A 24,859-nucleotide genomic window follows, 5' to 3' on the forward strand; every position below is an offset into this window, starting at 1 on the left:
TCGCCTTAAGGATGCGCTTTCTGCCACCAAGCGCAGGTTACGACAAGTCCCGGCGCATCAGAAGTGCATTCAACTGTTCTCCGCCGGGCTGGAGGTAATAGCGTTCCCGCCGGCCGACGGTCGCAAATCCGGCACGTTCATAGAGGCGGCGCGCCGGCTGGTTGTTTTCCTCCACTTCGAGAAAAACCGTCTGGACGCCGCGGCCCGCCAAGTGCCCGAGATGCTGCAGCAACAGATCACGAGAAAGTCCGCGGCCGCGCTGATTTGGGTCAAGTGCGACCGACAAAACCTCGGCCTCGTCGGCGCCGATTCGCGACACGATGAACCCGACGATCTTGCGACCGAGTCGCAGCCGGTGGATCATCGTGTTGCGTTCGGCCAGCATCGTCTCGAACTCGCCCTCGCCCCAGCCGCGGTGAAACGAGGCGGCATGAATCTGAGCCAGTCGGGCCGCATCGCGCAGCGCGGCGGCCTCGATCGAGGGTTTGGGGCGGCTCAGCCACCGGAAGAACATGTTCATTGCGAAGCGGCCGTCCGCGCGGGCTCGAGTGGCGTCTTGGCCGGCGGCTTGACGTCGGGCGCACGCAAATAGAAGGGCCGTGCCGCGGCATGGGCCGGATCAGCCGCAGCCCCGAGCCAGGCCACCCATGCGATGTCCGGTCCGGCCCTTGTGTCGACCGCCACCGGCGCGACCGCGTCGGACGGCCACCGATCGGCCAGGATCGAGGCGGCGTTGCCGACGAGATGCGGCGCGCCGGATCGCGCGGCGGCGAGCACGTCGGCGATCGTCGCCACCTGGGGCGCGACCAGTTCTTCGCCGCTGCCGCTCACCACTTGATAGTAGAGATGGTCGTGCCGGGCATCGATCGCCGAGATCACCGGGCTGGTGCGGTCTTCGCTGACGATGGGGGCCGCATAGGCGGACAGCGTGGTCACGCCGACGACCGGCCTGTGCGCCGCCAATGCAATGCCGCGCGCTGCGGAGAGGCCGACGCGCAAACCCGTGAAACTACCAGGCCCGGTCGTCACCGCGATCCGGTCGAGTTCGTGGAAGCCTGCTCCCGACTGGCGCATCACGCGCGCGATCAGCGGCATCAGCGCCTCGGCGTGGCCGCGCTTCATCGACAGCGTTTCCTCGGCGCGCATCGCCGCCGAATCAATGTCCAGAACGGCAGCCGCGCAATGGTCGAGGGCAGTATCGATCGCGAGTATCAACATCCGGTCAGATTCGCATGGAGGTGGGCGCCAATACCTTTTTCGGGTATCTCGATAAAGTCGGGCGCGGCCTTCTTACATCCCCATCGGGAAAAACGCATCAAGGCGCGCCAGCGATAAGCTAAACTGCTGAACTGGCAGCCATTTAAGCAAATTTTTCCGGGCCTGCGGGAATTATCCGTCCGTTACCCTCAGGGGCGCGCGCGCCGCCGCCCTTCGAGAGCGGGGCCTCGAGGCATCGTGGCGAGGCAAGTCGGCGTCGCGCGGCGCATTGGCAGGAGCGCAGCATCGAGGGTGCCGCAAGATCCGGTGCACGGGCTGTCGGCGCAGAGCGCCGGCCACAAGCGGGATGTCATCGAATAGGCGCCAGGCCGCAGCCGAAGCCGCCATGGTGAGCAGCGAATGGCGAACGGGAGATCGCGCTATTCGCGACGCCCATTCGCTATTCGCCTCTCCCTCACATCGGCCGGACTTCGACCACCTCGGGCACGAAGTGCTTCAGCAGGTTCTGGATGCCGTGCTGCAGGGTCGCGGTCGATGACGGGCACCCGGCGCAGGAGCCCTTCATGTTGAGATAGACGATGCCGTCCTTGAAGCCGCGGAAGGTGATGTCGCCGCCGTCATTGGCCACCGCCGGGCGGACGCGGCTCTCGATCAGGTCCTTGATCATGCCGACCGTCTCGGTGTCGGCCTCGTCGAAGAACTCGTCGTCCTCGTCGGTGGATTCGTCGTTGGCGGCACTGCCATCGGCGAGCAGCGGCGCGCCGGACATGTAGTGCTCCATGATCGCGCCGAGGATGGCCGGCTTCAGGTGCTGCCATTCGCCGTCGGTCTTGGTCACGGTGATGAAGTCGGCGCCGTAGAACACGCCCGTGACGCCGTCGACCGCGAACAGGCGCTCGGCGAGGGGGGAACGGGCGGCGGCGTCGCGGCTCGCGAACTCCATCGTTCCCGTCGGCAGCACGGTCCGGCCCGGGATGAATTTCAAGGTCGCGGGATTGGGGTTAGCTTCAGTCTGGATGAACATGGCTTTCTCCGGCAGCGCCGGTTCAAGGCCGGCCTGTGGGCTTCTCTTAGCAGATGGCAAGGTGCTGCGCACGATCAAGAGGGGGAGGCCCGCGTTTCGCAGTCAACCCTATGAAAGAGCGTCGATATCCGCATCCTTGAGATCGCCGGGGACAATCACGAGCGGGATCGGGAACGCGCCGCTCGTCTTGGTGACATGGGTGACCAGCGGTCCCGGGCCTTCCGGGCCGGAATGGGCTGCGAGCACCAGGAGCGCGATGTCGCTGTCGTGCTCGATGGTCGCCAGGATCTGAGCCGTCGGCTCCCCCTCGCGGATGACCCTTTCCGGTGCGGTGATGCCGATCGTGGCCAGCAGCCCGGCGGCCTGGTCGAGTTCGGCATTCGCCTCGTCCTGGGCCTCGGCGCGCATGAGGTCGGCGACCCCCAGCCATTGCTGGTTCTGGTCCTCGGTCTCGATGACGTGCAGCATCACGATGCGGCCGCCGGCGCGCACCGCCCAGCGCCCGGCGTATCGGATCGCGCGGTCGAATTCCGCGCTTTCGTCGACCACGACCAGGCATTTCGGCGCATGGCCGGTCTGGTAGCTCTGCCGCTGCGCCGCCATCGCGCTCCCGCCTGCTGCTGCGAGTCGATCCGGTCACGATGCTGCCACAGCCCATCTCCGTTGGGGAGAGGGCCGTTGGTTCCATTTGCGACGGAGCGCGTTCGCCCCGGTCGGGACGTGCCCGCGTCAGGGCCTGCGAATGAAGCCGACGATGTCCTTGGCGGTCTTCATCGTCTCCGCGGCGATCACCTGGGCGCGCTCGCCGCCGTCGACCAGGACGGAGTCGACATAGCCCGGATCAGCGGTGAGACGCTTCATCTCGGCGGCAATCGGACCGAGCTTGGTGACGCAGAGCTCGACCAGCGCGTTCTTGAAGCTGGAGAACTGCCCGCCGCCGAACTCGCGCAGCACGTCGGCCTTGTGGCGGTCGGACAGTGCGGCATAGATGCCGACGAGGTTGTCGGCTTCGGGCCGCGTCTCCAGGCCCTTCTCTTCGGTCGGCAGCGGCTCCGGATCGGTCTTGGCCTTGCGGACCTTCTGCGCGATCGTGTCGGCATCGTCGGTCAGGTTGATGCGCGAATAATCCGACGCATCCGACTTCGACATCTTCTTGGTGCCGTCGCGCAGCGACATCACGCGCGTCGCCGGCCCGGTGATGAACGGCTCGGGCAGCGGAAAGAACAGCCCATCGCCGAAACCCTGGGCGCGGATCGAGTCGCCGAAATCATTGTTGAACTTCTGCGCGATGTCGCGCGAAAGCTCGAGATGCTGCTTCTGGTCCTCGCCGACCGGTACATGGGTGGCGCGGTACAGCAGGATGTCGGCCGCCATCAGCACCGGATAGTCGTACAGACCGACCGACGCATTCTCGCGGTCCTTGCCGGCTTTCTCCTTGAACTGCGTCATGCGGTTCAGCCAGCCGATGCGCGCGACGCAGTTGAAGATCCAGGCGAGCTCGGCATGACCGGAGACCTGGCTCTGGTTGAAGACGATGTGCTTCTTCGGGTCGATGCCGGCGGCGATGAAGGCCGCCGTGACCTCGCGGGTGTTGCGCGCGAGCTCGGCCGGGCCGCCCCAGACGTCGATCGGCATCGTGATCGCGTGCATGTCGACGACGCAATAGATGCAGTTGTGTGTCTCCTGCATCTTCACGAAATTGACGATCGCGCCGAGATAGTTGCCGAGATGCAGGTTGCCGGTCGGCTGGACGCCCGAGAAAACCCGTTCCACGAAGGCCATGGTCGCTTCTTCCAGATGATGGATTTGCTGCGTCGTTTGGCACGGGCGCCTCAAAGGTGCAAGTCGCCGGCGGGCTGCCGCCGGATGGCCCGGACCGTGTCCTGCCAGCGGACCACGTCGAGCACGACGAGCAGGGCCGCATAGAGCAACACGGCGGCCGCGATCAGCGCCAGCAGCGCGGCCGCTGCACCGATGCCGTGGCCGCCGGAAGCGTCCAGGATCCGCCCCGACGCGCCCCAGAGCACGGCGGCCATCGCTATCGCGGCGAGCGCGATGCGCAGCAGCCGGTGCCGCGATGTGCTGGAGATGGCGAAGCCGAAACGCGTGGCGCCGCGCCGGACCAGAACGGCCGCATTGGCCCAGGCGCCGAGCGCCAATCCCGCCGCGATGCCGCTGGCGCCGAAGGCCTGTCCGAGCAGAAACGCCAGCGCGATCGCGACGCCGCATCCGATCAGCGTGGCGCGCAACGGCGTCTGCGTGTCCTCGCGCGCGAAGAAGCCTGGCTGCAGCGCCTTGGTCAGCACCTGCGCCGGCAATGCGGCCGCGAGCCACGTCAGGATCCGCGCCGTCGCGACGCTGTCGTCGGCGGTGAACGCGCCGTGTTCGAACAGCAAACGGATGACCGGCTCGTTCAGGATGATCAGTCCGAGCGTCGCAGGCAGCGCGAGCCCGATCGTGAGTTCGAGGGCGCGTGACTGCACCTCGGCCAGGGCATGTTGATTGCCGGCGTGCAGGGCGCGGGTCAGTTCCGGGATCAGCACCGTCCCCATGGCGACGCCGACGAGGCCGAGCGGCAGTTCGATCAGGCGGTTGGCGAAATAGAGCCATGACACGGCCGACGGCGTCGTGGAGGCGATGATGGCGCCGCCGACCGCGAGCAACTGCGGTCCGGCGCTGGCGACCATGCCCGGCCACGCCTTGGCGAAGAAGGCGCGCATCTCTGCATCGATCGACACGCGCGCCGGTGAAGCGACGCTGCCGCCGTGCCGGCGATGGGCGAGCACCGCGAGCTGCAGCAGCCCGGCGAGGCCGATCGTGGCGGCGAGCAGCAGCGCCGCGTCTGCCGGACCCGGATGGTGTAGCAGCAGCGCGACGGTCACGGTGATCAACGCGACGTTGAAGAGCAGCGGCGCAAAGGCCGTCAGCGCAAAACGTCCTTGTGCACTGGAGAGTGCAAGCAGCACGGTCGACGGGCCGGCGAACGCGAGATAGGGTAGCATGAGCCTGGCTTCATTGACCGCCAAACCGAGCGTCTCGTCGCCGGCGAAGCCGGGGGCGAGCACCGTGATCACCCATGGCATCAGTGCCGCCAACACCAGCGTGGCCGCGAACAGCCCCGCGCTGACGGTGCCGAGCACGCGCCCGGCAAAGATGGCCGCCTGCGTCATCCCGTCCTGCCGGTAGATTCGCAGCCAGGCCGGCACCAGCGCGGCGTTGAACGCGCCTTCGGTGAGCAGTCTGCGGATGACGTTGACGAGCTGAAAGGCAGCGAGAAACGCGTCCGCGACCGGTCCGGCGCCCAGCAAAGCGGCCATCAACGCGTCGCGGACGAAGCCGAGCAGGCGCGAGGCCAGTGTTCCTGACACCACGGTCACGAATGAGCGGATCATGAGGCTTCTATAGCAGCGCCGCCTGTGATAGGCCGCAGCGTTTGTAAAACGCCGTAAACGGGGCCCGTGGATGACTGACGCGAAATACGATGTTCTCGGCATCGGCAATGCGATTTTCGACGTGTTGGTGCAGGCCGATGAAGCCTTTCTCGCCAGGCATGGCATGACCAAGGGCGGCATGACGCTGATCGACGAGGCGCGTGCGGCGGCCATTTACCGCGACATGGGCCCGGCCACCGAGATGTCGGGCGGTTCTGGCGCCAACACCATCGTCGGCCTCGCGAGCCTCGGCGCGCGTGCCGCTTACGTGGGCAAGGTCAAGGACGACCAGATCGGGCGGATGTATTCGCACGACATCCGCGCCGCCGGCGTCGCCTTCGACACCGCGCCGGCTTCCGATGGCCCGGCCACCGGCTGCTCCTACATCCTGGTCACGCCCGACGGCGAGCGCACCATGAACACCTATCTCGGCGCGGCGCAGAACCTCACGCCCGCCGACATCGATCCCGCCGAGATTGCGGCGGCGCGCATCGTCTATCTGGAAGGCTATCTGTGGGATCCCAAGGACGCCAAGGACGCGTTCGTGAAGGCCGCAGCGGTCGCGCATGATGCCGGCCGCGAGGTCGCGCTCACTCTGTCGGATGCGTTCTGCGTCGACCGCTATCGCGACGAGTTCCTCGAGCTGATGCGCGGCGGCACCGTCGATCTCGTCTTCGCCAACGAGGCCGAGCTGCATTCGCTGTATCAGACCTCCGATTTCGACGGCGCGCTGAAGCAGCTGCGTGAGGACGCCACGCTTGGCATCGTCACCCGCAGCGACAAGGGCTGCGTCGTGGTGTCGAACGACGGTGTGATCGCCGTGCCCGCGCATCCGATCGCGACGCTGGTCGACACCACCGGCGCCGGCGATCTGTTCGCCGCCGGTTTCCTGTTCGGGCTGGTGCGCAAGACCGGCTACGAGATGGCCGGCCGCCTCGGCGGCCTCGCCGCCGCCGAGGTGATCCAGCACATCGGCGCAAGGCCGCAGGTGTCGCTGAAGGAATTGGCGGCGCAGAACGGGCTGAAGGTCTAACTCAAAGGTCAGCGTGGGAACGAGACCGGCGCCGCTGGCTCGGTCCCTCCGACCTCGCCCCGCTTGTGGGGAAAGGTCGGATCGCATCGAAGATGCAATCCGGGTGAGGGGGCTCTCCGCACGGTGGGTGCGCACGGCTGCCCTTCACCCCAACCCTCTCCCCGTAAGAACGGGGAGAGGGAGCGCACCTTTCGTGCCGCGTGAGCAACTCATGAGTTCAGTGGAACAGCTCTTCGGGTGCACGCGATCTTTGTGATGATCGGCTTCCGCCCCGTTCACCCGCTCACGCCGCCTTCTGTCCGCCCGCGGCGCCCAGCCCGGCATAGACGCCGCGCTCGAAGCCGGCAAACGTCTCCAGGCACAGCCGGTCGGCGAACGGCAAGAGCTGCATCAGGATCACGCCGGTGACGTCACGGGCGGGATCGATCCAGTAGTAGGTGTTGGCGAGGCCGGCCCAGGCGAGGCTGCCGGCGCTGCGGCCCTCCGGCGTCTGCGCCGTCGTGATCATGAAGCTGAGGCCCCATTTCTTGACGATGTCGGGATAGAGGTCGACGTCGTTGGTCACGCCGGGCACGGCCGCGGCCATCTTGGTCATTTCGAGCTCGCCGATGTGGTTGTCGCGCATCGCCGCGACCGTTTCGGGCTTGAGCACCTGGTTGCCGTTGCCGCGGCCCTGGTTGAGGATCATCCGGGTGAAGCGGATGTAGTCGCCCGCTGTGCCATAAAGGCCGCCGCCGCCCATGTGGAATTCCGGCTCCTGCTCGAGCTCGAACGGGATCGGCGCCAGCGCGCCGTCGTCGCCGCGCGCATGCATGCCGACAAGGCGTTCGCGCTGTGAGGGGCCGAGCTTGAAGCCGGTGTCGTCCATGCCGAGCGGCGCGAACAGATGGTCGCGCAGATAAGCGTCGAGCTTCTGGCCGCTCGCGGCCTCCACCGCCTTGCCGACGAAATCGATGTTGATGCCGTATTCCCAGCGCGTGCCGGGGTCGGACGCGAGCGGCAATGTCAGCGCGTCGTTCTTGCAGGTGATGATGCCGGGCGTGCCGGCCTTCTGCACATAGGCCGCCATGTCGCCGTTCCACATGTCATAGCAGAAGCCGGCGGTGTGGGTCATCAGATGCCGCAGCGTGATCGCGGTCTTAGCCGGCCGCAGGATCGGCTCGCCCTGCGCATCGAAGCCATCGAGCACCTTCGGCGCCGCGAGGTCGGGCAGCACCGTGCCGATCGGCGCATCCAGCGACAGCCGGCCCTGCTCGACCAGCTGCATGCCGGCGGCGCAGGTGATCGCCTTGGTCATCGAGGCGATCCAGAACACGCTGTCGGTGGTCATCGGATCGTCGCGGCCGAGGTCGCGTTTGCCGAACGCGCCTTCGTAGATCACGCCATTGCTGTCGGCCGCGACGGCGACGACGCCGGGGATCTCCCGCGCGTCCGCCTTCTGCCGCAGCACGCCGTCGATCTCGATCTTGTTCTGCATGTTGTCCTCCCGTTCCGTTCTTGTTTGACGGTCCGTGATTGTTCCCCGGTCCGCTGCAGGCGGCAAGAAGCCGCGGGCACACATCCGGTCGCGATCTCGTGATGATGCGGTGCGCAGGGGACAGGCAGGAAAGAAACGGGACGCGCGGGCCACAGCCCTTCAAAATCGTTGCAGAATCATGATTAGTTATAGCCAGCCGCGAGTCCGACACATGGGCGCCATGTTCCCACCACGGGCCTCGGCCTGTTGTGAGTTGAAACCATTTCTGCATTAAAAGGTTCAGGAACCGGCTTTTTCAGGCCGATGATATGGCTGTGGCGGTAACATCCGCCGATGGGGGCGATATGATTTCGACATGGAGCGAGTGGAAGCGGTATCCCCGTCCCGGACGCGGTGACAATATTGAGGCACCGATCACCCCGGGAATCTATGAGGTGCGCATTGCCGCGACCGGAGCGCTGCACTCTTTCGGCGCGGTCGACAATGTGGCGCAGGCGCTGGCGCTGCTGCCGGTGGGGCAGAAATCCTGGTTCGGCCGCCGCGATCCCGCCGCTTTGCCGGATCTCGAATACCGCACCTGCGCGACCTCGACCAAGGCCGACGCCAAGGCGGCAGCGGAGCGCATGATCGGCCGTCGCGAGACCTATATGAGCGGCGCGGCCTGATTTGGGCCGTCCCGGCGACGGGTCTCGCTCACGGCATTTGGTGCCGTAGAGGTACTGATGGCCCGATCGAATGTACCGTTGATGAGGCGCGCAAACCGTGCGCCGCTACTGTGCCGTGGCTATATTCGGGGGGAAATACCGCTCGCTTTCGAGGAGTTGCCCGATGACCCCACCCGCCACCGCCCGCGCGTCCGCCGCTGCTGCCAGCCTGCGTGACCGCCTGAAGGACCCGTCGCTGCTGCGCGAGCAGTGCTACATCGACGGCGCCTGGGTCGGCATGCCGGTCTTTCCGGTCGTCAATCCCGCCACCGGCGCGGAACTCGCCAAGGTCGCGCAGCTCGGCGCGGCGGAGACCACGCAGGCGGTCGAAGCCGCCGCGCGCGCCTTCCCGGCCTGGGCCAAACTGACCGCCAAGCAGCGCTCCAACACCTTGCGCAAATGGTTCGAGCTGATCGCGGCGAACCGCGAGGACCTGGCGCTGATCCTGACCTCCGAACAGGGCAAGCCGCTGACCGAGGCGCTCGGCGAGGTCGACATCGGCGCCGCCTATATCGAGTTCTTCGCCGAGGAGGCCCGCCGCGTCTATGGCGAGACCATCCCGACGCAGAAGCCGGACGCGCGCCTGCTGGCGCTGAAGCAGCCGATCGGCGTCTGCGGCGCGATCACGCCGTGGAATTTCCCGAACTCGATGATCACCCGCAAGGTCTCGCCGGCGCTCGCCGCAGGCTGCACCGTGGTGTTGAAGCCGGCGAACGAGACGCCGCTGTCGGCGCTGGCGCTGGCCGTGCTCGCCGAACGCGCCGGAATTCCTGCAGGCGCGCTCAACATCGTCACCGGTGATGCGCCGCCGATCGGCAAGGTGCTGTGCGAACATCCGGCCGTGCGTTTCGTCGGCTTCACCGGCTCCACCGAGGTCGGCAAGATCCTGTACCGGCAGTCCGCCGGCACGGTGAAGAAGCTCGGCCTCGAACTCGGCGGCAACGCGCCGTTCGTGGTGTTCGACGATGCCGACGTCGATGCGGCGGTCGAAGGCGCCATCGTCTCGAAGTACCGCAACATGGGCCAGACCTGCGTCTGCGCCAACCGCCTCTATGCGCAGGACAAGATCTACGATTCGTTCGTCGCGAAGCTGGCGGCGAAGGTGGCCGCGATGAAGGTCGGCGAGGGCACCGAGGCCGGCGTGACGCAGGGCCCGCTGATCAATGCGGAGGCGGTCGAGAAGGTCGAGCGCCACATTGCCGACGCGGTCAAGGGCGGGGCCAAGATCGTCACCGGCGGCAAGCGCCATGCGCTCGGCCGCACCTTCTTCGAGCCGACGGTGCTGTCGGACGTGAAGGCCGATGCGCTGGTCGCGCATGAGGAGACGTTCGGGCCGCTCGCCCCCGTGATCCGTTTCAAGGACGAGGCCGACGTGATCGCGATGTGCAATGCCTCGCCATTCGGTCTGGCTTCGTATTTCTATGCCCGCGATCTCGGTCGCGTCTGGCGCGTCGCGGAGGCGCTGGAGTCCGGCATGGTCGGCGTCAACACCGGGCTCATCACCACCGAGGTCGCGCCGTTCGGCGGCGTCAAGGAAAGCGGCCTGGGACGCGAGGGCTCGCATCACGGCATCGAGGAATATCTCGAGATCAAATACGTGATGATGGCGGGGGTCTAAGGACAGGCCGTCTCGGGATCAGGCTGTCTGGGGATCAGGCTGTCTTCGGCAGCTTGTCCACCGGCACCATGTAGGACTTGTTGCCGACCTGGTAGATGACCTTGCCGGTCTTGCCGTCGTCGGTCGAGATCTGCGTCTGCCCGAACATGATGACGTTCTTGTAGACGATGCCGGTGCCCTGACGCGTGATGCCGTTGGCGATGACGCTGACCTGCGCTTCCTTGCCGTTGACGGACAGGACGCGAAAGCTCGCGCTCATGCCGTTCTCGCCCGAATAGCCGGCCCAGCTCCCAACCAGATTGCTCTCGCTGGCGGGAGGCGGTTTCTTCTCGAGCATCGCCGTGGCCTTGCCGCCGCCGGCCGAGAACAGCAGCACCGCGTTCTTGCCGTCCTTGGTGCCGAGCGTGACGGCGCCGAAGTCGATGGTCGATCCGTTGACTTGGCCGATGCCCCGCTCGGTCCGCCCATTATGGGTGTATTCCACCGTCGCCGCGGCGCCTCTGATGTTGACGACCTTGAAGCTGACCGCCTGGCCATTGGCCGTCCAGCTGCCCTTCCATTCGCCCAGCAAATTGCTCTGGTGATAGACCCGCTCCATCGCGGGAGAGATCTGGTTGGTGCTCTGAATGACCGCCATGTGCACTTCCAACGAGCGTGGCTGCTCTGTGTCTCCGTAGGCCGGATCGTGTCTGAATGTTGCTAACGACAGGTAGGTCGACGGAGTTAACGCCGGATTAACGAGTGCTTCATGGCGGCGGCGCGCGCCCCGGGACGCCGCGCGACCTATCGCCTCAGCCCTGGCAATTCGCCTCAGCCTTGGCAATGACCCGATCGGCGGCGCCCGCCCGCGCGGTCGTCGTCGGTCCGCAGCGTCCTTCAGATCCGGCGACAGTGCCTTGGCCGCGTGGACGCAGGCGAGCCGCTTGCGGAGAAGCGATTGATCGTCGACCATGGCACGGCGAACCGCCGTCCCTGCCTTGTGCGAGCTCGACCATGACCGCAGCCCCCGCGCGCACACTCGTCGGCCGGCTACCCGAGGCGGACGCGCGCCGCCTCGACGAGGACGGCTATCTGCTGCTGCGCGGCGCCATCCCGGCCGACTGGATCCCGCTGCTGCGGCAGGCGTTCGAGGCGGGCACCGTACCGTCGGAGCAATGGCCCGTGCCTCGCGGCCGCGACTGGCGCCATGCCATGGTCGATCTCGATCCGGCCGTGCAGCGCGTCTGCCGGCTGCCGGTCATGCTCGCAGCGGTCCATCATATCTTGAAGGCGCCGTTCTTCCTCGGTCAGGTCGAGGGCCGCGAGCCGCGCGCCGATGGCGGCCAGCAGCCGCTGCATCGCGACAGCGTCGAGCGCTGGCGCACCGACTCCGTGTCGGCGCTCGCTTTTCTCGATCCGTTCGGCCCCGACAATGGCGCGACGCAGGTGGTGCCCGGCACGCACCGCCGCGGCACGGATGATGCGACGGCCGCGGCCGCCGCGTTCGTCACCGCGGGCGAGGCCGGCGACATCCTGCTGTTCGACGTCGACATGCTGCATGGCGCGACGCGCAACCGCAGCGGCGCGCGGCGCCGCTCGCTGCTGATCACCTACGCCACGGCGCCGCAACAGGAGCAGTGGCGCGCGACGCGCGCCTTGCGCGCGGTGCGGATGGATCAGGATGAGATTTTCGGCGCGGCGTAGCAGCGCCGTCCCGCGGCCTTCGCGCACCGTCCAGCCACATCACGCAGGGAGAACGCTCATGAAGCTGTACGATTCCGCGACCGCGCCAAGTCCGCGCCGCGTCCGCATCTTCCTTGCCGAGAAGGGCCTCACGATTCCCATCGTTCAGCTCGACTTGCGCGCTGGCGAGCAGTTTGCGCCGGCATTCCGCGCGCTGAACCCGCAATGCACGGTTCCGGTGCTGGAGCTCGACAGCGGCGCTGCGATCACCGACATCATCGCGATCTGCCGCTACATCGAGGAGCTGCATCCCGAGCCTGCCCTGATGGGACGCAGTGCGGAGGAGCGCGCCTTGATCGAATGCTGGGTGCGGCGGATCGAGTGGGACGGCATCCATGCCATCGCGGAGGCGTTCCGAAACAGTGCGCCCGGGCTGGAGGGCCGCGCACTGCCCGGGCCGTTGTCGCTCGCGCAGATTCCGGCGCTCGCCGAGCGCGGGCGTCTGCGCGCCGCGCACTACTTCGCGTGGCTCGACGCGCGGCTGGCCGATCATGCCTTCGTCTGCGGACCCGGCTTCACCATTGCCGACATCAGCGCCATGGTGACGGTGGATTTCGCCGCGCGCGCCAAGCTCGACCCGCCGGATCATCTGCGCCATCTCAGGCGATGGTACGGCGAGGTGTCGAGCCGTCCGAGCGCAAAGGCTTGAGGCGCGCGGCCGGCCCGCGTCCTCAGCGTGATCCGAAGCGCTGTCTGGCCGCGTCGGTGACGGGCGTATACAGGCTGACGATCGTCCCCTCTGGGTCGCGAAATTGAGCGGCGCGATTGCCCCATGGCATCGTCTTCGGTGCGTGCACCACCTCGACCTCGTCCTTCAGTCGCACGAAATCCCCGTCCACGTCATCGACCTCGAACTCCAGAATGGCGCTGCGGTTGGCGCCGGGCTCCGCGCTGCCCTCCTTGAACAGCGCCACCGTCTCGGCGCTGCCGATCGCGAGCGTTGCGCGCGAGGTGACGATCTCGGCGAATGCCGGCGCCAGCCAATCCGCCTTCTGCCCGGTGACCTTCTCGTAGAAACTGACGAGGGCCTTTATGTCGGCCGCCACCAGGCGGGTCGATGCGAACTTCATGATTTTTCCCTTGCATTCGAGGATCGCTCGCCGACCCCTATGGCAGGGCTGCTGACAGCCTTGTGTCAGCAGTGATGGCCGAGCATCGCATCATTGCGCCGCGAGCTTCGCCAGCCCCTCCCAATCGAACGCAATGCCATGGCCCGGCCGCGTCGGTGCCAGAGCCATGCCATTCTCCAGCACCAGCGGATGCGCAATGTAGCGATCGAGGCCAAAGCCGTGGGCTTCGAGGAAGGAGCGGTTGGGGCAGGCGGCCAGCAGGTGCACGGTGATGTCATGCGCGCCGTGGCTGGTCACCGGCAGGTTGAACGCTTCGGCCAGCCGCGCGATCTTCATGAACGATGTCACGCCGCCGCAATTGGTGACATCGGGCTCGGGATACGAGACTGCACCGGCGGCGATGTAGTTCTTGAAGTCCCACAGCGAGCGCAGGTTCTCGCCGGCCGCGATCGGCACGCCGCCGGCGTTGAGGATGCGGGCATGGCCGGCGATGTCGTCGGGGATGGTCGGCTCCTCCAGCCAGGTGAGATCGAATGGCTGCAACGTGCGGGCGGCGCGGATCGCCTCCTCGACCGTCCACTTCATGTTGGCGTCGGCCATCAGCGGAAAGCCGTCGCCGAGATGCTGCCGCATCGCGCGCACGCGCGCGACGTCGGCGGAAAGCGCGGGCCGGCCGACCTTCATCTTGATGGCGCGAAAACCCTTGGCGAGATTGTCGTCGGTCTGCGTGAGCAGCGCGTCGACTGAGAGATCGAGGTCGATGCCGCCGGCATAGCAGGGCACATGCGCGTCGAAACCGCCGAGCAGGCGGAACAGCGGCAGCTCGGCGCGCCGCGCCTTCAGATCCCACAGCGCGATGTCCAGCGCCGACAGCGCCAGCACGACCGGGCCGCCGCGCCCGCCATAATGCAGCCCCCACCACACAAGGTGCCAGATCGCCTCGGTGTCGTCGGCCTCGTGGCCGGCAACCAGCTCGGTGATCTCGCGCCTGACGATGTCGGCCACCGCAGGGCCGTTGCGGCCGACCGTATAGGTGTAGCCGACACCCTCCGCGCCGTCGGCATCGCGCACCCGGCAGGTGATCAGCTCGAACGCCGTCATCTCGCCATGGGTGCTGTCGGACAAGGTCACACTGAGTGGAATGCGATACAGCCCGGTCTCGATCGATGCGATCACGGCCATCGGCGCGGTTCCTTCCCTGGATTTTTGGCGAAGGTTATGCTCGTGGTAGGGCCAGGGCAATTGCGAACGGCGCATGATCGACACGGGCCGGGCCTTCAAAGCGATTCACGTGCCCCTGGATGTGATGAGAGTGCATGGTGGGAGAGCGCGACATCCTGGCCCTGGGCGACCTCGACGGCTCCGAGATCCTTGGCATGCTGGCGCGAGCGCAGGAACTTGCGGCCTGCTGGCAGGCGCGCGAGATGCCGCAGACGCTTGCCGGCCGGCGCATCGGTCTCGTGGTCGATGATGGCGGCTGGCGCAACACCACCGCCTTCGATCTCGGCGTGCAATCGATGGGTGGGCTGTGCGTGCACGCCCCGATCCGCCTCAACGGGACGGAGGCGGTGGAGGATCTCGCCGCCTATCTCGACAACTGGTTCGATGCGGTGGTCTGCCGCACGCCGGAGCTGGAGATGCTGTATGCGTTGTCGCACTGGGCGCAGGCGCCGGTGGTCAACGCGCGCACGCGGCAGAACCATCCCTGCGAGACGCTCGGCGACCTCGCCTTCCTGATGCATCGCCGCAGCGCGATCGAGGGATTGAAGATCGCTGTGGTGGCGCCGGCCGCGAACATCCTGGGCTCCTGGATCGAGGCCGCGCAGGTGCTTCCGATCGACATCGTGCAGGTCTATCCGGCACGATGGCATGCGCCGGGAGATTCGCCGCGCTTTCGCGTCGCGACCGATCTCGGCGAATTGCAGGACGCCGACGTGATCATCACCGATTGCTGGCTGGGAGATGACGATTCCGGCGACCTGCAGGCCTATCAGATCACCGCAGCACTGCTGGATGGCCTGCGGCCGGACCTGGACTTCCTGCCCTGTCCGCCGGTGACGCGGGGCCACGAGGTCTCTGCCGATGCGATGCTGCATCGCGCCTGTCGGGTGGTGCAGGCCAAGGCGTTCCTGCTGCATGCGCAGAATGCCGCGCTCGAATGGGTGTTCGATCGGGGCGGGGATCGATGACTTGACCCGGGCTTACCGTGCTTTCGCGCTCGGCCGTTCTTCGATCATCTCGGCAACGCGACCGGATTGGACGAGCTCATGCACGGCCCGCTCAATGGCAGTTCTCGTCACGGTTTCGACGACAACCAGATTTGGTTTCAAGAACGGGTGTCCGCGTTCGAGGTCGGATTGAATTTCTTGGCTGAGACGAACCGGATCATAGAAGTTCAAGAGGTACCGTCGGCCTGAAACGATCATTGCGATCGTGAGCCAGCCCTTCGCAGTAACTTCCCATTCGTAGTCCGCGAAGTCATCAGGAATCTCTATGGAGACGTCCACCCTTCCAATCCTCAAGACATGCTGGGCCTCGACGCCCAGTCCACTTATCATCCGCCAAAAGAGATCAGGCGCAAGTGGCAGTTTGACGAGCTGCTCGCTCCATCGTGTGGTGTGGACATTTACGCTTTCGCCGCCCGGCGCTATGCTCGGCCATGTTTTCGATCCATTCGGTCCTGCTCGACCTCGACGGCACCCTGATCGACTCGCGTCCCGGCATCGCCGCAAGCACGCGGGCCGCCTTGCGCTCGCTCGGACATGCGCCTGACGACACGCTCGATGTCACTGCGGTCATCGGCCCGCCATTGCAGGACATGCTGCGCGTGCTGCTGCAGGCCTATGGCGACGATCGCGTCGACGACGCCGTCTTGGCCTATCGCCAGCATTATGGTGACACCGGCCTGTTCGGCAGCACGCTCTATCCCGGCATCCGCGAGGCCGTGCAGGAGATGCACGCCGCCGGCTTGCGGATCTATCTCGCGACCTCGAAGCGCGAGCTGTTCGCGCGGCGCATTCTGGAGCATCTCGATCTCGCATCGTATTTCCAGGCCATTCACGGCTCGATCCCGTCGGGGGCGCTCGACCACAAGCCCGAGCTGCTGGCGCATATTCTCACTGAGCAGAATATTGCCGCGGGCGACAGCCTGATGGTCGGCGACCGCCGTCACGACGTCGCCGGCGCTCACGCCGTGAGGATGAGGAGTCTCGGTGTGCTCTGGGGCTATGGCAGCCGCGACGAGCTCGAAACCGCGGGCGCAGACCGTCTCGTGGAAAATCCAGATGATCTGGCGCGTGCGGTGTTCGCGATGCTGAAGCGCTAGTCCGCTTCGCGGCATCGCGAATCTTGCACCTGAACCGGAAAGCCGCGAAGATCGCGCGCAAATAATCTCAGGGCAGGATTACCACGCACATGGAATTCGACGACGTCATCCTCGGCCGCCGCAGCATCCGCGGCTACAAGCCGGATCCCGTGCCGAAGGCGCTCATCGAGGAGATCATCACTCTGGCGATGCGCGCGCCGTCATCGATGAACACCCAGCCGTGGAATTTCTACGTCATCACCGGCGAGCCGCTCGATCGCATCCGCGCCGGCAACACCGAGCGGACGATCGCCGGCGTGCCGCAGTCGCGCGAGTTTCGCATCGGCCAGCCGTTCGATGGTGCGCATCGCGAGCGCCAGATCGGCGTCGCCAAGCAATTGTTCTCGGCCATGGGCATCGCGCGCGACGACAAGGAGAAGCGCCAGGACTGGGTGCTGCGCGGCTTCCGCCAGTTCGATGCGCCGGTCTGCATCATCGTCACCTATGACCGCGTGCTCGCCGGCAGCGACGATACGCCGTTCGACTGCGGCGCCGTCACCAATGCGCTCGTCAATGCCGCCTGGTCACGCGGCCTCGGCGCCGTGATCAACAGCCAGGGCATCATGCAATCGCCCGTGGTGCGCGAGCACGCCGGCATCGCCGACGACCAGGTCATCATGAAGAGCATCGCGCTCGGCTGGCCGGATCATGATTTTCCGGCGAACGCCGTGGTGTCGGAACGCAAGTCGGTCGAGGAAGCGACGGTGTTCGTCGGGTTCGAGGATTAGCTGCGCGCTCGTCGTCTCCCGCTGATGCGGCCATTGCTGGCGAATAGGGCGAAGTGTCGTCTGAAGCTGCATCTTGGCTGCGCGCTTCACGCCGCGGCTCATCGCGGCCCTGTGCTGGCGTCGCGGCGATCAAGCTGGCCCGTTCAGCAGCACCCAAAGCCGCGCAATCCGGCCGTCGACGATCTCTGCCACGTCGGCGCCGGTCACCGCGACGGGGCCTTCTTTCGGTCCCGCCTGCCAAGGCAGATGTGCCAGGCCATGGTGACCTACCGCGCTTCCCACGGGCACGAAGGCGAAATCAGGCCCGAACTGTTGCAGCAGTTCGCCGGCAATACGCGAGATTTCGGCCCGGCCCTGTACGACGTTGGTCGGCTCGAACATCACAGGCGCTTCAACGAACAGCTCGGCGATCGCCTCGGCGCGCTTCGCTGGATCGCGCTCATTGAAGACGCGGTTGAGGTTCGATCGAAGAAGATGATCGTAATCGACTGACGAATGCGACATGGCTCGCTCCTCTGATTGGTTGTCGGCGCCGCGTGCGGCAGGACTCGCGCGCGAATTGTTGGCAGTAGCTTTAGGTTGGGCAGGTCGCCGCCGAGAGTCTCGCAGAATGGATCGCCGGGCGGCGCCTTTGCCCACGCCACGAGGCTCTCGCTGTGCCGAGAGCTAGAGGGAATGCCCCAATGGCAGAGCCGCTGCTGCCTTGCGGGTCTGGATGGCGATGTTGCTTTTGACCTCCCGCACGATCGGCAAGTTCAACAACCGCTCGACGAGGAATTGCCGATAGTGCGCCAGGTCGGCGGTTACGACCTCCAGCAGGTAGTCCGAATCTCCCGACACGAGATGGCAGGCGAGAACTTCGGGCATCGCGCAGACGCTCTCCTCGAAGGCCAAGGCGTGCTCGTTCGCGTGCCCTTCGATCTTGACCGCCAGGAAGGCCGAGAATCCGAGACCGACGTCGTCACGATTGAGAACAGCGCGATAGCCCTGGATGATGCCCTCTTGCTCCAGACGCTTCACGCGGCGAAGGCAAGGGGATGGCGATAAGCCGACCCGCACGGCAAGCTCGACATTGCTCAGCCGGGCATCGGCCTGCAACTCTCCGATGATGCGCTGGTCGATCGCGTCGAGCTTGGCTTTTGGCATGTCTGTAACAACCGCAGCATGAGATGAGGCATTTGTTGCGTAACAGGCGAGCACCATAGCACAGTTCGCAAGGACATGCGTGCCGGTCCCGGGCCAGAATTGTCGACCACCAGCCAACCCGGAGCCGCTAAACATGACCAACCCCGCTGCGCCCACGGCGTTGCTCGCCGCCGTCGAACGATATTTCGAGACGATGTTCGACTCCGACGTCGATCGCTTCGATCGAGTCTTTGCACCGACGGCTCAACTGCACGGCCTGCGCGACCAGAAATTGCGCGTGCTGACCGCAGCTGCGTATCGTGATCTGCTCGCGGCCAACCCCTCTCCGCAGTCGAAAGGGGCGCAGCGTCAACAGGAGATTCTGCTGGTCGACGTTGCGTCACCATCGCAAGCCGTCGTGAAGGTGCGCGTTCGGATCGATCTGATTCTTTATCTCGACTATCTCTGTTTTCACCTGATCGACGGAGAGTGGATGGTGACGGCCAAGTCGTTCCACATCGAGCCGTAGTGTGGGCAAAGCGGCCGCCGACAGGCGGCGGCGTGCCCACCGTCGATCCGCGCAGGGATCAGCGAGATGGTGGGCACGGCGCCACCGCGATCTCGCTCTGGGAGACAGCATGGCTGCGCCTTTGCCTGCCCTACGGCACTGCCCGTCGGGCTATTCTGTCGCAGCCGTCTATGCTTGCTAATTTTCCGAAATCATGGTCTTATCCGCGCATCCCGCCTCATGCAGAGGGGCGTACGCGTCGTCACGATACGTAGAGGCGGGGAGCGGTGGCCGCGGGCCTGTCAGGTGCTGATGCGCTGGACGATTGGCAAGCCTACGGACGGTCAAGCCGTGTGGTCCTGGCGCCCCGATGCTGGCGCTAAGCCCTGGTGACATGACGTGTCATCAGGATGACGGGGGCGAACAAGCCGGTCCCCGGGGAGAGCGCGGAGCAGCCGTTCAAACTATCGCGCAGGGAGGGCCGGGATGTCTCGGCTGAACCTGTGGTACCTGCCGCCTGCATTTTTTTCCGCAGGCGGGCCATGGGAGCAGCCAGCTCCCGGCCTTCCCTGCGCCCTCGGCATTTTCCAGGGCGTGAACGATGCGCACAGCTCGGGCAAATCAGGCCGCGAGATCGCTGAGGCGCGTCCGATCTTCAGATGCTCAGCAAAAATCGCGCGTCCGCATTGTTGGTGATCAGAATGTACTCTCGGCGGAGCGCTCGCTGCTCACCTCGCCCCCCGTGCGGCGGGGCTCTCGCATTTGACGATCGGAGTGTTGCGCTCATCTGCCTCCGCGTCGTCATGGCCGGGCTTGTCCGGGCCATCCACGTCGTCCGGCATGCTGAGAACGACGTGGATGCCCGGGACGGAGCCCGGGCATGACGATGTGGAAACGGTTTCGCGAAAAACTCAGATTGGTCATATGCGAGAGCCCTGCCGGACGCGGGGCGAGGTCGGATTGCGTCGAAGATGCAATCCGGGTGAGGGGGACGCTCCGCGCACCGAACTCATGGGGAGTCCCCTTCACCCCAGCCCTCTCAGCGCGAGCGAAGCCCGGCGCGACCCTGTATCCGCCTTCGCTCTGCGAGCTACGGCGGACAAGAGCGGGGCGAGGGAGCGCACTGCCGATGCGCTACCAGTTCAGCTTTCGCTCCGAAGAAAACGCTGCCTTCGGCTCAGCAATCGCCGCGAGAGACGTACAGTCCTCAAATCTTCAGCTCACGTCCCGTGACGCGCCGGAACGCGTCGAGATAGCGCTGGCTGGTGGCGTCGACGACGCTCGGCGGCAAAGGCGGCGGCGGGGCTTCGCCGTTCCAGCGGCCGGCCTTGCGCTCGGAATCGAGATAGTCGCGCAGCGGCTGCTTGTCGAAGCTCGGCTGCGGCCGGCCGGGCTGATAGGCATCGGCCGCCCAGAACCGCGAACTATCCGGCGTCATCACCTCGTCGATCAGGATGATGTGTCCGTCTTTGTCGCGGCCGAACTCGAACTTGGTGTCGGCGATGATGATGCCCTGCTCACGCGCGAGCTTTTCGCCGAGCGAATAGACCGCGCGCGTCATGCTCTCCAGCGTGTAGGCGGTGTCGTCGCCGACCACCTCGCGCATGCGCGCGGTGGTGATGTTCTCGTCATGGCCGGTCTCGGCCTTGGTTGCCGGGCTGAAGATCGCGGGCTCGAGCTTCTCGCTCTCGACCAGGCCCGCGGGCAGCGCCTCGCCGGCGAGCGTGCCATGGGCCGCATATTCCTTCCAGGCCGAGCCGGAGAGATAGCCGCGGATCACGCACTCGATCGGAAACACATTGGTGCGCTTGCACAGCATCGCGCGGCCGAGGATCTCGTCGCGGTGCGGCTTCAGTGCCGGCACCGCGGCGATGATCTCATCAGCATCCGCCGAGATCATGTGGTGATGCACCACGCCCTCGAGCGCGTTGAACCAGTAGGCCGAGATCTGCGTCAGCACCGCGCCCTTCATCGGGATGGTCTCGTTCATCACGACGTCGAAGGCGGAGATGCGGTCGGTGGTCAGCAGCAGCACGCGGTCGTCGCCGACGGCATAGATGTCGCGGACCTTGCCGCGGCCGATCTTCGGAAGCGGCAGATTGCTGGCGAGAAGCGTGGTCATCGGGTCGAGCCTTCGAAAGGGAGCATGGCTCCCCATAGCCTATTCCGGCAGCGGAATGAACTCGTGCTCCTGCGGAACGGCGGCGAAGCGGCCGGTTTTCCAGTCCTGCTTGGCCTGCTCGATGCGCTCCTTGCTGGAGGAGACGAAATTCCACCAGACGTGGCGCGGCCCTTCGAGCGCATCGCCGCCGAGGAACATCATCCGGGTCGGCTTGACCGTGCGGACGCTGATGGCGTCGCCGGGGCGGAAGATCAGCAGCCGCGGGCCCTCGTGGCGCTCGCGCGCGATCTCGATCTCGCCGTCGACGATATAGATGGCGCGCTCCTCGTGGTCAGGATCGAGCGGCACGACGGTGCCGGCCTGCGCGGTGACCTCGACATAGAACCAGGGCGAGACCATCGTCACCGGCGAGGCTTTTCCGAACGCCCTGCCGGCAATGATGCGCGCGGAGAAGCCGGTATCGCTGACGGTCGGCAGCGCGCCCGCCGCATAATGCTGGAAGCTCGGCGCGATCTCCTCGGATTCCACCGGCAGCGCGATCCAGCTCTGCAGGCCCAGCATCTGCTGCCCGTTCTGCCGCTGCAGGTCGGGCGTGCGCTCGGAATGCGCGATGCCGCGGCCGGCGGTCATCAGGTTCATCGCGCCGGGCTGTATCTCCTGCACATTGCCCTCGCTGTCGCGATGCATGATGGCGCCGTCGAACAGATAGGTGACGGTGGCCAAGCCGATATGCGGATGCGGCCGCACGTCCATGCCCTTGCCGGAGACGAATTGCACCGGGCCGAAATGATCGAAGAAGATGAACGGCCCGACCATCTGCCGCCGTCCATGCGGCAGCGCGCGGCGCACCGCAAAGCCGTCGCCGAGATCGCGGGTGCGCGGCACGATGACGTGCTCCAGCGCATCGCAGGAGGCGGGATCGCCGAATTCGGGATCGATCGATGGCTGCCAGCTCATGGGAGGCTCCTGAAAAATCGTTGCGCCAGCTTAGCAGTTTCGCGAAGGCGAGGGCAGGGCATGACGTCGCGACATCCGTGCGATTTGAAAGCCGTCAAGGCCCGGCCTAGAGTTCCGGCGCCGATCATGGACGTGTGATGATGCCGCTCGACCACCTGGATCTTGCCCTTCGCGCCGCAGCCATCGCGCTGCTCGCCATGCTGGCCGTGTCGTTGTGGCGTGATATCGGCAGGCAGTCCGTCGGCCGGCTCGCCGTCGCGCTGGCGCTCGGCTCGGCCGCGCACGCGGCGACGTTCAACATCGGCGGCATCGCGGCGCCACTGCTCGCGGCGTCGCCGCTGATCGCGCTGGCGACCGCCGACATCGTCGTGCTCTGGCTGTTCTGCCGCGCGCTGTTCGACGACGGCTTCGCGCTGCGATGGCAGCACGGCCTGATCTGGCTCGCGGTGTCCAGCTTCAGCCTGATCAGCTGTCTCGTGCTCGGGCCGGCGGGGCATGCTCGGATCGTCATCGTCGCCAACAATCTGCTGGCGCTTGGTTTCGTCGGATTGAGTCTGGCGCAGACGATCCGGTCGTGGTCGGCGGATCTCGTCGAGGGCCGCCGTCGCGTCCGCGCCTTCGTCGTCATCGCGGCGCTTGGTTACGGCGGCGTCAACGCGCTGCTGCAGATGGTCGCGTCTGGCAGCGGTCCGTCGGAGCTCGCCAATGTCGTCAATGCGGCGATGTTCTTGGCCGTCGTCGGCGCCGTCGCGGCGATGCTGCTGAAGGTCGGTGCGTCCGATGTGTTCGCTCCCGAGGCGCCGCATGATGGTGCGATAAGCGTGCCGGAGCCGGTTGTCGCGGCCCAGCCTGCCGCCAACCGCAAGCTGGTCGACGCGTTGATGCGGCTGATGGCCGACGAGCGGATCTACCGGCAGGAGAACGTCACCATCGGCATGCTGGCGACCCGGCTCTCCATTCCCGAGTACCGGCTGCGCCGGCTGATCAATGGCGAACTCGGCTACCGCAACTTCAACACCTTCCTGAACAACCACCGCATCGAGGAAGCCAAGGCCGCGCTCGCCGATCCCGCCCAGGCCGAGGTGTCCGTGATCACCATCGCGATGGACGCCGGGTTCCAGTCGCTCGGCCCCTTCAACCGCGCCTTCAAGGCCGCGACCGGGGTGACGCCGACGGAGTATCGGCGCATGAGGTTGGCCGCGGCGTGATGTTCCGGACGCTGAAATCACAGGAGAATTCCAAAATCGGTGAGACCTTCGCCAGTTCCGGCGAGTGCATGTTTCGAAATCGGCGAGCCTCCAGGCTCCCGTCGCGGTGTGGTCCGGCAGGTCCATCTGCTGGAGCTCTCCATGACCCGCCGCCGCCTGCTGCTCGTCTTCGTGTCGACCGTCGCTCTGACTGCCCTGGCGATGGGCGCCGCCCGCGCGCGCGACGTACCCCAAGTGGCGACGGGCTTCATCGCCAGCGTGCTGTGCTCGGAGACGTTTGTCTCGGGCCTCAATCCAGACCGTGTTCTCGCCGAAACCCAGGCGGCGATGCCGGGCGCGGGGCTGCTCACCTGGGCGATGGACATTCGGGTGGATCACGCCGGCAGGGACGTTACTGTGACCCTGTTCGGGCTCGGCCGCAGCCATGCTGTCTATCGGGATGGCCTTGGCTGCCATCTGGATCATGGCGAGGCGGAGGGTTGGCCGGCGATCCGGCCTGTTGCTCGGGGGCCCGCCCCGCCGCCGGACATCGCCCCACCTCGGCCGGTCACGCCGGCCACAGCGGCTCTCGCAGCCGCGCTCGACCGCGCCTTCAGCGAACCGGAGGCGCCGCCGTTCCGGCGGACGCATGCGGTCGTCGTGCTCAAGGACGGCAAGCCGATCGCCGAACGATATGCGCCGGGCTTTACGCCCGAGACGCCGTTGCTCGGCTTCTCCGCGACCAAGTCGATGACCGCGACCCTGGTCGGCATTCTCGTCCGCCAGGGCAAGCTCGCCCTGCATGCGCCCGCGCCGGTCGCGGCGTGGGGGAGCGAGGGCGATCCGCGCCATGCCATCACCGTCGATCACCTGCTGCGCCACACCGCCGGGATCGCGCTCGGCAACTCGCTGCAGGCCTCGCTGCTGTCGGCGCTGGAGCCGGTGAACCGGATGAAGTTCGTCGAGCCCGACCGCGCCGCGTTCGCCGAATCGATGCCGCTCGAAACCGTCCCGGGCGCGGTCAGCAATTATCACGACGGCAATACCGTCATCCTCTCGCATCTCATCCGCGACGCCGTCGGGGGCAGTGCTGCGGATGTCCTGCGCTTTGCGCATCGCGAACTGTTCGATCCACTCGGCATGCGCAACGTGACCCTCGAGTTCGATGCCGCCGGCACGCCGGAGGGATCGAGCCAGATGCTGGCCTCGGCGCGGGACTGGGCGCGGCTCGGCCAGCTGTATCTCGACGACGGCGTCGTCGGCGGCCGCCGTATCCTGCCCGAGGGCTGGGTCAAGTACGTGGCCACGCCGACCCCGGGCGCCTTCGTCGGGCTCGGCGCCGGCTTCTGGACCAACCGCGGCGACAGCTTTGGCGCTACCTATCGCGTCTCCCACGGCTGGCCGCGCGATGCCTTCTTCGCCAAGGGCTCGCTCGGCCAGTATGTCATCGTCATCCCCTCCGAGCGCCTGGTCATCGCGCGTTTCGGCCGCACCTTGAACTGGCCGCCGGAGGCCGACGGCGTGGCGCAGCTCGTCAGCGACGTGATCGCGGCGACGCGGGGAGAGTAACG

At 66.3% G+C, this 24,859-nt stretch carries 26 protein-coding genes; 11 read left to right on the plus strand and 15 right to left on the minus strand.

Annotation, left to right across the window (positions count from 1 at the left end; all coding sequences use genetic code 11):
• Positions 1–37: 37 nt before the first annotated feature.
• The 6 genes from rimI to murJ all read right to left on the minus strand — a co-directional run bounded on the left by rimI (position 38) and on the right by murJ (position 5,634).
• On the minus strand, positions 38–520 hold the full coding sequence (rimI, locus tag ACQR1B_RS00565) for a ribosomal protein S18-alanine N-acetyltransferase (RefSeq protein WP_434832792.1): 483 nt from the start codon (positions 518–520) through the stop codon (positions 38–40).
• Positions 517–1,218: a tRNA (adenosine(37)-N6)-threonylcarbamoyltransferase complex dimerization subunit type 1 TsaB gene (tsaB, locus tag ACQR1B_RS00570; RefSeq protein ID WP_434832791.1), complete on the minus strand. Its 702-nt coding sequence runs from the start codon at positions 1,216–1,218 to the stop codon at positions 517–519. Before tsaB ends, rimI begins: the two co-directional genes overlap by 4 nt.
• A gap of 454 nt (positions 1,219–1,672) precedes the next feature.
• A complete protein-coding gene (locus ACQR1B_RS00575; protein ID WP_434832790.1) occupies positions 1,673–2,242 on the minus strand; it encodes a NifU family protein in 570 nt (189 codons plus the stop codon).
• A 108-nt stretch (positions 2,243–2,350) separates the two neighbouring features.
• Positions 2,351–2,845 carry a universal stress protein gene (locus ACQR1B_RS00580; protein ID WP_434832789.1) on the minus strand — a complete coding sequence of 165 codons (495 nt, stop codon included), beginning with the start codon at positions 2,843–2,845 and terminating at the stop codon, positions 2,351–2,353.
• Between the two features lie 126 nt (positions 2,846–2,971).
• Entirely contained in the window at positions 2,972–4,024 is a 1,053-nt protein-coding gene (trpS, locus tag ACQR1B_RS00585; protein ID WP_434832788.1) for a tryptophan--tRNA ligase, read from the minus strand.
• A 50-nt stretch (positions 4,025–4,074) separates the two neighbouring features.
• Positions 4,075–5,634 (minus strand): murein biosynthesis integral membrane protein MurJ, encoded by a 1,560-nt coding sequence (gene murJ / locus ACQR1B_RS00590; protein WP_434832896.1) that lies wholly within the window; start codon positions 5,632–5,634, stop codon positions 4,075–4,077.
• A 70-nt stretch (positions 5,635–5,704) separates the two neighbouring features.
• Here murJ and ACQR1B_RS00595 point away from each other — a divergent pair, with 70 nt between their 5' ends.
• Entirely contained in the window at positions 5,705–6,706 is a 1,002-nt protein-coding gene (locus ACQR1B_RS00595) for an adenosine kinase (RefSeq protein WP_434832787.1), read from the plus strand.
• 283 nt (positions 6,707–6,989) lie between these two features.
• Here ACQR1B_RS00595 and ACQR1B_RS00600 read toward each other — a convergent pair whose 3' ends face one another.
• A complete protein-coding gene (locus tag ACQR1B_RS00600) occupies positions 6,990–8,183 on the minus strand; it encodes a serine hydrolase domain-containing protein (RefSeq protein WP_434832786.1) in 1,194 nt (397 codons plus the stop codon).
• Between the two features lie 344 nt (positions 8,184–8,527).
• On the opposite strand from ACQR1B_RS00600, the gene ACQR1B_RS00605 reads away from it, so the two are divergent.
• Together ACQR1B_RS00605 and ACQR1B_RS00610 are read left to right on the plus strand one after the other, a co-directional pair.
• Complete coding sequence (locus ACQR1B_RS00605; RefSeq protein WP_434832785.1) at positions 8,528–8,848, plus strand: hypothetical protein; 321 nt, start codon at positions 8,528–8,530, stop codon at positions 8,846–8,848.
• Positions 8,849–9,011: 163 nt separating this feature from the next.
• Positions 9,012–10,505 carry an NAD-dependent succinate-semialdehyde dehydrogenase gene (locus ACQR1B_RS00610; RefSeq protein ID WP_434832784.1) on the plus strand — a complete coding sequence of 498 codons (1,494 nt, stop codon included), beginning with the start codon at positions 9,012–9,014 and terminating at the stop codon, positions 10,503–10,505.
• Positions 10,506–10,539: 34 nt separating this feature from the next.
• Here the strand turns inward: ACQR1B_RS00610 and ACQR1B_RS00615 are convergent, their stop codons facing one another.
• On the minus strand, positions 10,540–11,142 hold the full coding sequence (locus tag ACQR1B_RS00615) for a hypothetical protein (protein WP_434832783.1): 603 nt from the start codon (positions 11,140–11,142) through the stop codon (positions 10,540–10,542).
• Between the two features lie 356 nt (positions 11,143–11,498).
• On the opposite strand from ACQR1B_RS00615, the gene ACQR1B_RS00620 reads away from it, so the two are divergent.
• Positions 11,499–12,188, plus strand: coding sequence for a phytanoyl-CoA dioxygenase family protein (locus ACQR1B_RS00620; RefSeq protein ID WP_434832782.1), 690 nt, complete (start codon positions 11,499–11,501; stop codon positions 12,186–12,188).
• 58 nt (positions 12,189–12,246) lie between these two features.
• On the plus strand, positions 12,247–12,876 hold the full coding sequence (locus ACQR1B_RS00625) for a glutathione S-transferase family protein (RefSeq protein ID WP_434832781.1): 630 nt from the start codon (positions 12,247–12,249) through the stop codon (positions 12,874–12,876).
• A gap of 22 nt (positions 12,877–12,898) precedes the next feature.
• On the opposite strand, the gene ACQR1B_RS00630 is transcribed toward ACQR1B_RS00625, so the two are convergent.
• Complete coding sequence (locus ACQR1B_RS00630) at positions 12,899–13,297, minus strand: VOC family protein (protein ID WP_434832780.1); 399 nt, start codon at positions 13,295–13,297, stop codon at positions 12,899–12,901.
• 90 nt (positions 13,298–13,387) lie between these two features.
• A complete protein-coding gene (locus ACQR1B_RS00635; RefSeq protein ID WP_434832779.1) occupies positions 13,388–14,479 on the minus strand; it encodes a mandelate racemase/muconate lactonizing enzyme family protein in 1,092 nt (363 codons plus the stop codon).
• Positions 14,480–14,613: 134 nt separating this feature from the next.
• Here ACQR1B_RS00635 and ACQR1B_RS00640 point away from each other — a divergent pair, with 134 nt between their 5' ends.
• The gene (locus ACQR1B_RS00640) at positions 14,614–15,486 is read left to right on the plus strand and encodes an ornithine carbamoyltransferase (protein ID WP_434832778.1); all 873 of its coding nucleotides are present in this window, start codon (positions 14,614–14,616) and stop codon (positions 15,484–15,486) included.
• Positions 15,487–15,498: 12 nt separating this feature from the next.
• Here ACQR1B_RS00640 and ACQR1B_RS00645 read toward each other — a convergent pair whose 3' ends face one another.
• Positions 15,499–15,804 (minus strand): hypothetical protein, encoded by a 306-nt coding sequence (locus ACQR1B_RS00645; RefSeq protein WP_434832777.1) that lies wholly within the window; start codon positions 15,802–15,804, stop codon positions 15,499–15,501.
• Between the two features lie 152 nt (positions 15,805–15,956).
• On the opposite strand from ACQR1B_RS00645, the gene ACQR1B_RS00650 reads away from it, so the two are divergent.
• Both ACQR1B_RS00650 and ACQR1B_RS00655 read left to right on the plus strand, forming a co-directional pair.
• Positions 15,957–16,622: an HAD hydrolase-like protein gene (locus ACQR1B_RS00650; RefSeq protein WP_434832776.1), complete on the plus strand. Its 666-nt coding sequence runs from the start codon at positions 15,957–15,959 to the stop codon at positions 16,620–16,622.
• An 89-nt stretch (positions 16,623–16,711) separates the two neighbouring features.
• Entirely contained in the window at positions 16,712–17,389 is a 678-nt protein-coding gene (locus tag ACQR1B_RS00655) for a nitroreductase (RefSeq protein WP_434832775.1), read from the plus strand.
• A gap of 129 nt (positions 17,390–17,518) precedes the next feature.
• On the opposite strand, the gene ACQR1B_RS00660 is transcribed toward ACQR1B_RS00655, so the two are convergent.
• Positions 17,519–18,028 (minus strand): nuclear transport factor 2 family protein, encoded by a 510-nt coding sequence (locus tag ACQR1B_RS00660; protein WP_434832774.1) that lies wholly within the window; start codon positions 18,026–18,028, stop codon positions 17,519–17,521.
• 27 nt (positions 18,029–18,055) lie between these two features.
• The gene (locus ACQR1B_RS00665; RefSeq protein WP_434832773.1) at positions 18,056–18,535 is read right to left on the minus strand and encodes an Lrp/AsnC family transcriptional regulator; all 480 of its coding nucleotides are present in this window, start codon (positions 18,533–18,535) and stop codon (positions 18,056–18,058) included.
• Between the two features lie 133 nt (positions 18,536–18,668).
• Here ACQR1B_RS00665 and ACQR1B_RS00670 point away from each other — a divergent pair, with 133 nt between their 5' ends.
• The gene (locus tag ACQR1B_RS00670) at positions 18,669–19,043 is read left to right on the plus strand and encodes a nuclear transport factor 2 family protein (RefSeq protein ID WP_434832895.1); all 375 of its coding nucleotides are present in this window, start codon (positions 18,669–18,671) and stop codon (positions 19,041–19,043) included.
• A gap of 1,186 nt (positions 19,044–20,229) precedes the next feature.
• Here the strand turns inward: ACQR1B_RS00670 and ACQR1B_RS00675 are convergent.
• Together ACQR1B_RS00675 and ACQR1B_RS00680 are read right to left on the minus strand one after the other, a co-directional pair.
• Positions 20,230–21,144 carry a phosphoribosylaminoimidazolesuccinocarboxamide synthase gene (locus ACQR1B_RS00675; RefSeq protein ID WP_434832772.1) on the minus strand — a complete coding sequence of 305 codons (915 nt, stop codon included), beginning with the start codon at positions 21,142–21,144 and terminating at the stop codon, positions 20,230–20,232.
• A gap of 39 nt (positions 21,145–21,183) precedes the next feature.
• Positions 21,184–22,101, minus strand: a complete 918-nt coding sequence (locus ACQR1B_RS00680) for a pirin family protein (protein WP_434832771.1) — start codon at positions 22,099–22,101, stop codon at positions 21,184–21,186.
• 140 nt (positions 22,102–22,241) lie between these two features.
• On the opposite strand from ACQR1B_RS00680, the gene ACQR1B_RS00685 reads away from it, so the two are divergent.
• Both ACQR1B_RS00685 and ACQR1B_RS00690 read left to right on the plus strand, forming a co-directional pair.
• Positions 22,242–23,309, plus strand: a complete 1,068-nt coding sequence (locus tag ACQR1B_RS00685) for a helix-turn-helix domain-containing protein (RefSeq protein ID WP_434832770.1) — start codon at positions 22,242–22,244, stop codon at positions 23,307–23,309.
• Positions 23,310–23,450: 141 nt separating this feature from the next.
• On the plus strand, positions 23,451–24,857 hold the full coding sequence (locus ACQR1B_RS00690; RefSeq protein ID WP_434832769.1) for a serine hydrolase domain-containing protein: 1,407 nt from the start codon (positions 23,451–23,453) through the stop codon (positions 24,855–24,857).
• Positions 24,858–24,859: the final 2 nt, after the last annotated feature.

The sequence above is a fragment of the Bradyrhizobium oligotrophicum genome, from assembly GCF_051168495.1.
Classification (GTDB): Bacteria; Pseudomonadota; Alphaproteobacteria; order Rhizobiales; family Xanthobacteraceae; genus Bradyrhizobium; species Bradyrhizobium oligotrophicum_A.

Bases quoted from the DNA above. Each gene is read 5' to 3' on its own strand.
- ACQR1B_RS00670 (WP_434832895.1), top strand. From the start codon at position 18,669: ATGACCAACCCCGCTGCGCCCACGGCGTTGCTCGCCGCCGTCGAACGA.
- murJ (WP_434832896.1), bottom strand. From the start codon at position 5,634: ATGATCCGCTCATTCGTGACCGTGGTGTCAGGAACACTGGCCTCGCGC.
- ACQR1B_RS00675 (WP_434832772.1), bottom strand. From the start codon at position 21,144: ATGACCACGCTTCTCGCCAGCAATCTGCCGCTTCCGAAGATCGGCCGC.
- trpS (WP_434832788.1), bottom strand. From the start codon at position 4,024: ATGGCCTTCGTGGAACGGGTTTTCTCGGGCGTCCAGCCGACCGGCAAC.
- ACQR1B_RS00640 (WP_434832778.1), top strand. From the start codon at position 14,614: ATGGTGGGAGAGCGCGACATCCTGGCCCTGGGCGACCTCGACGGCTCC.
- ACQR1B_RS00635 (WP_434832779.1), bottom strand. From the start codon at position 14,479: ATGGCCGTGATCGCATCGATCGAGACCGGGCTGTATCGCATTCCACTC.
- ACQR1B_RS00650 (WP_434832776.1), top strand. From the start codon at position 15,957: ATGTTTTCGATCCATTCGGTCCTGCTCGACCTCGACGGCACCCTGATC.
- tsaB (WP_434832791.1), bottom strand. From the start codon at position 1,218: ATGTTGATACTCGCGATCGATACTGCCCTCGACCATTGCGCGGCTGCC.
- ACQR1B_RS00600 (WP_434832786.1), bottom strand. From the start codon at position 8,183: ATGCAGAACAAGATCGAGATCGACGGCGTGCTGCGGCAGAAGGCGGAC.
- ACQR1B_RS00605 (WP_434832785.1), top strand. From the start codon at position 8,528: ATGATTTCGACATGGAGCGAGTGGAAGCGGTATCCCCGTCCCGGACGC.
- ACQR1B_RS00615 (WP_434832783.1), bottom strand. From the start codon at position 11,142: ATGGCGGTCATTCAGAGCACCAACCAGATCTCTCCCGCGATGGAGCGG.
- rimI (WP_434832792.1), bottom strand. From the start codon at position 520: ATGAACATGTTCTTCCGGTGGCTGAGCCGCCCCAAACCCTCGATCGAG.
- ACQR1B_RS00685 (WP_434832770.1), top strand. From the start codon at position 22,242: ATGCCGCTCGACCACCTGGATCTTGCCCTTCGCGCCGCAGCCATCGCG.
- ACQR1B_RS00575 (WP_434832790.1), bottom strand. From the start codon at position 2,242: ATGTTCATCCAGACTGAAGCTAACCCCAATCCCGCGACCTTGAAATTC.
- ACQR1B_RS00690 (WP_434832769.1), top strand. From the start codon at position 23,451: ATGACCCGCCGCCGCCTGCTGCTCGTCTTCGTGTCGACCGTCGCTCTG.
- ACQR1B_RS00595 (WP_434832787.1), top strand. From the start codon at position 5,705: ATGACTGACGCGAAATACGATGTTCTCGGCATCGGCAATGCGATTTTC.
- ACQR1B_RS00655 (WP_434832775.1), top strand. From the start codon at position 16,712: ATGGAATTCGACGACGTCATCCTCGGCCGCCGCAGCATCCGCGGCTAC.
- ACQR1B_RS00620 (WP_434832782.1), top strand. From the start codon at position 11,499: ATGACCGCAGCCCCCGCGCGCACACTCGTCGGCCGGCTACCCGAGGCG.
- ACQR1B_RS00625 (WP_434832781.1), top strand. From the start codon at position 12,247: ATGAAGCTGTACGATTCCGCGACCGCGCCAAGTCCGCGCCGCGTCCGC.
- ACQR1B_RS00680 (WP_434832771.1), bottom strand. From the start codon at position 22,101: ATGAGCTGGCAGCCATCGATCGATCCCGAATTCGGCGATCCCGCCTCC.
- ACQR1B_RS00580 (WP_434832789.1), bottom strand. From the start codon at position 2,845: ATGGCGGCGCAGCGGCAGAGCTACCAGACCGGCCATGCGCCGAAATGC.
- ACQR1B_RS00630 (WP_434832780.1), bottom strand. From the start codon at position 13,297: ATGAAGTTCGCATCGACCCGCCTGGTGGCGGCCGACATAAAGGCCCTC.
- ACQR1B_RS00665 (WP_434832773.1), bottom strand. From the start codon at position 18,535: ATGCCAAAAGCCAAGCTCGACGCGATCGACCAGCGCATCATCGGAGAG.
- ACQR1B_RS00610 (WP_434832784.1), top strand. From the start codon at position 9,012: ATGACCCCACCCGCCACCGCCCGCGCGTCCGCCGCTGCTGCCAGCCTG.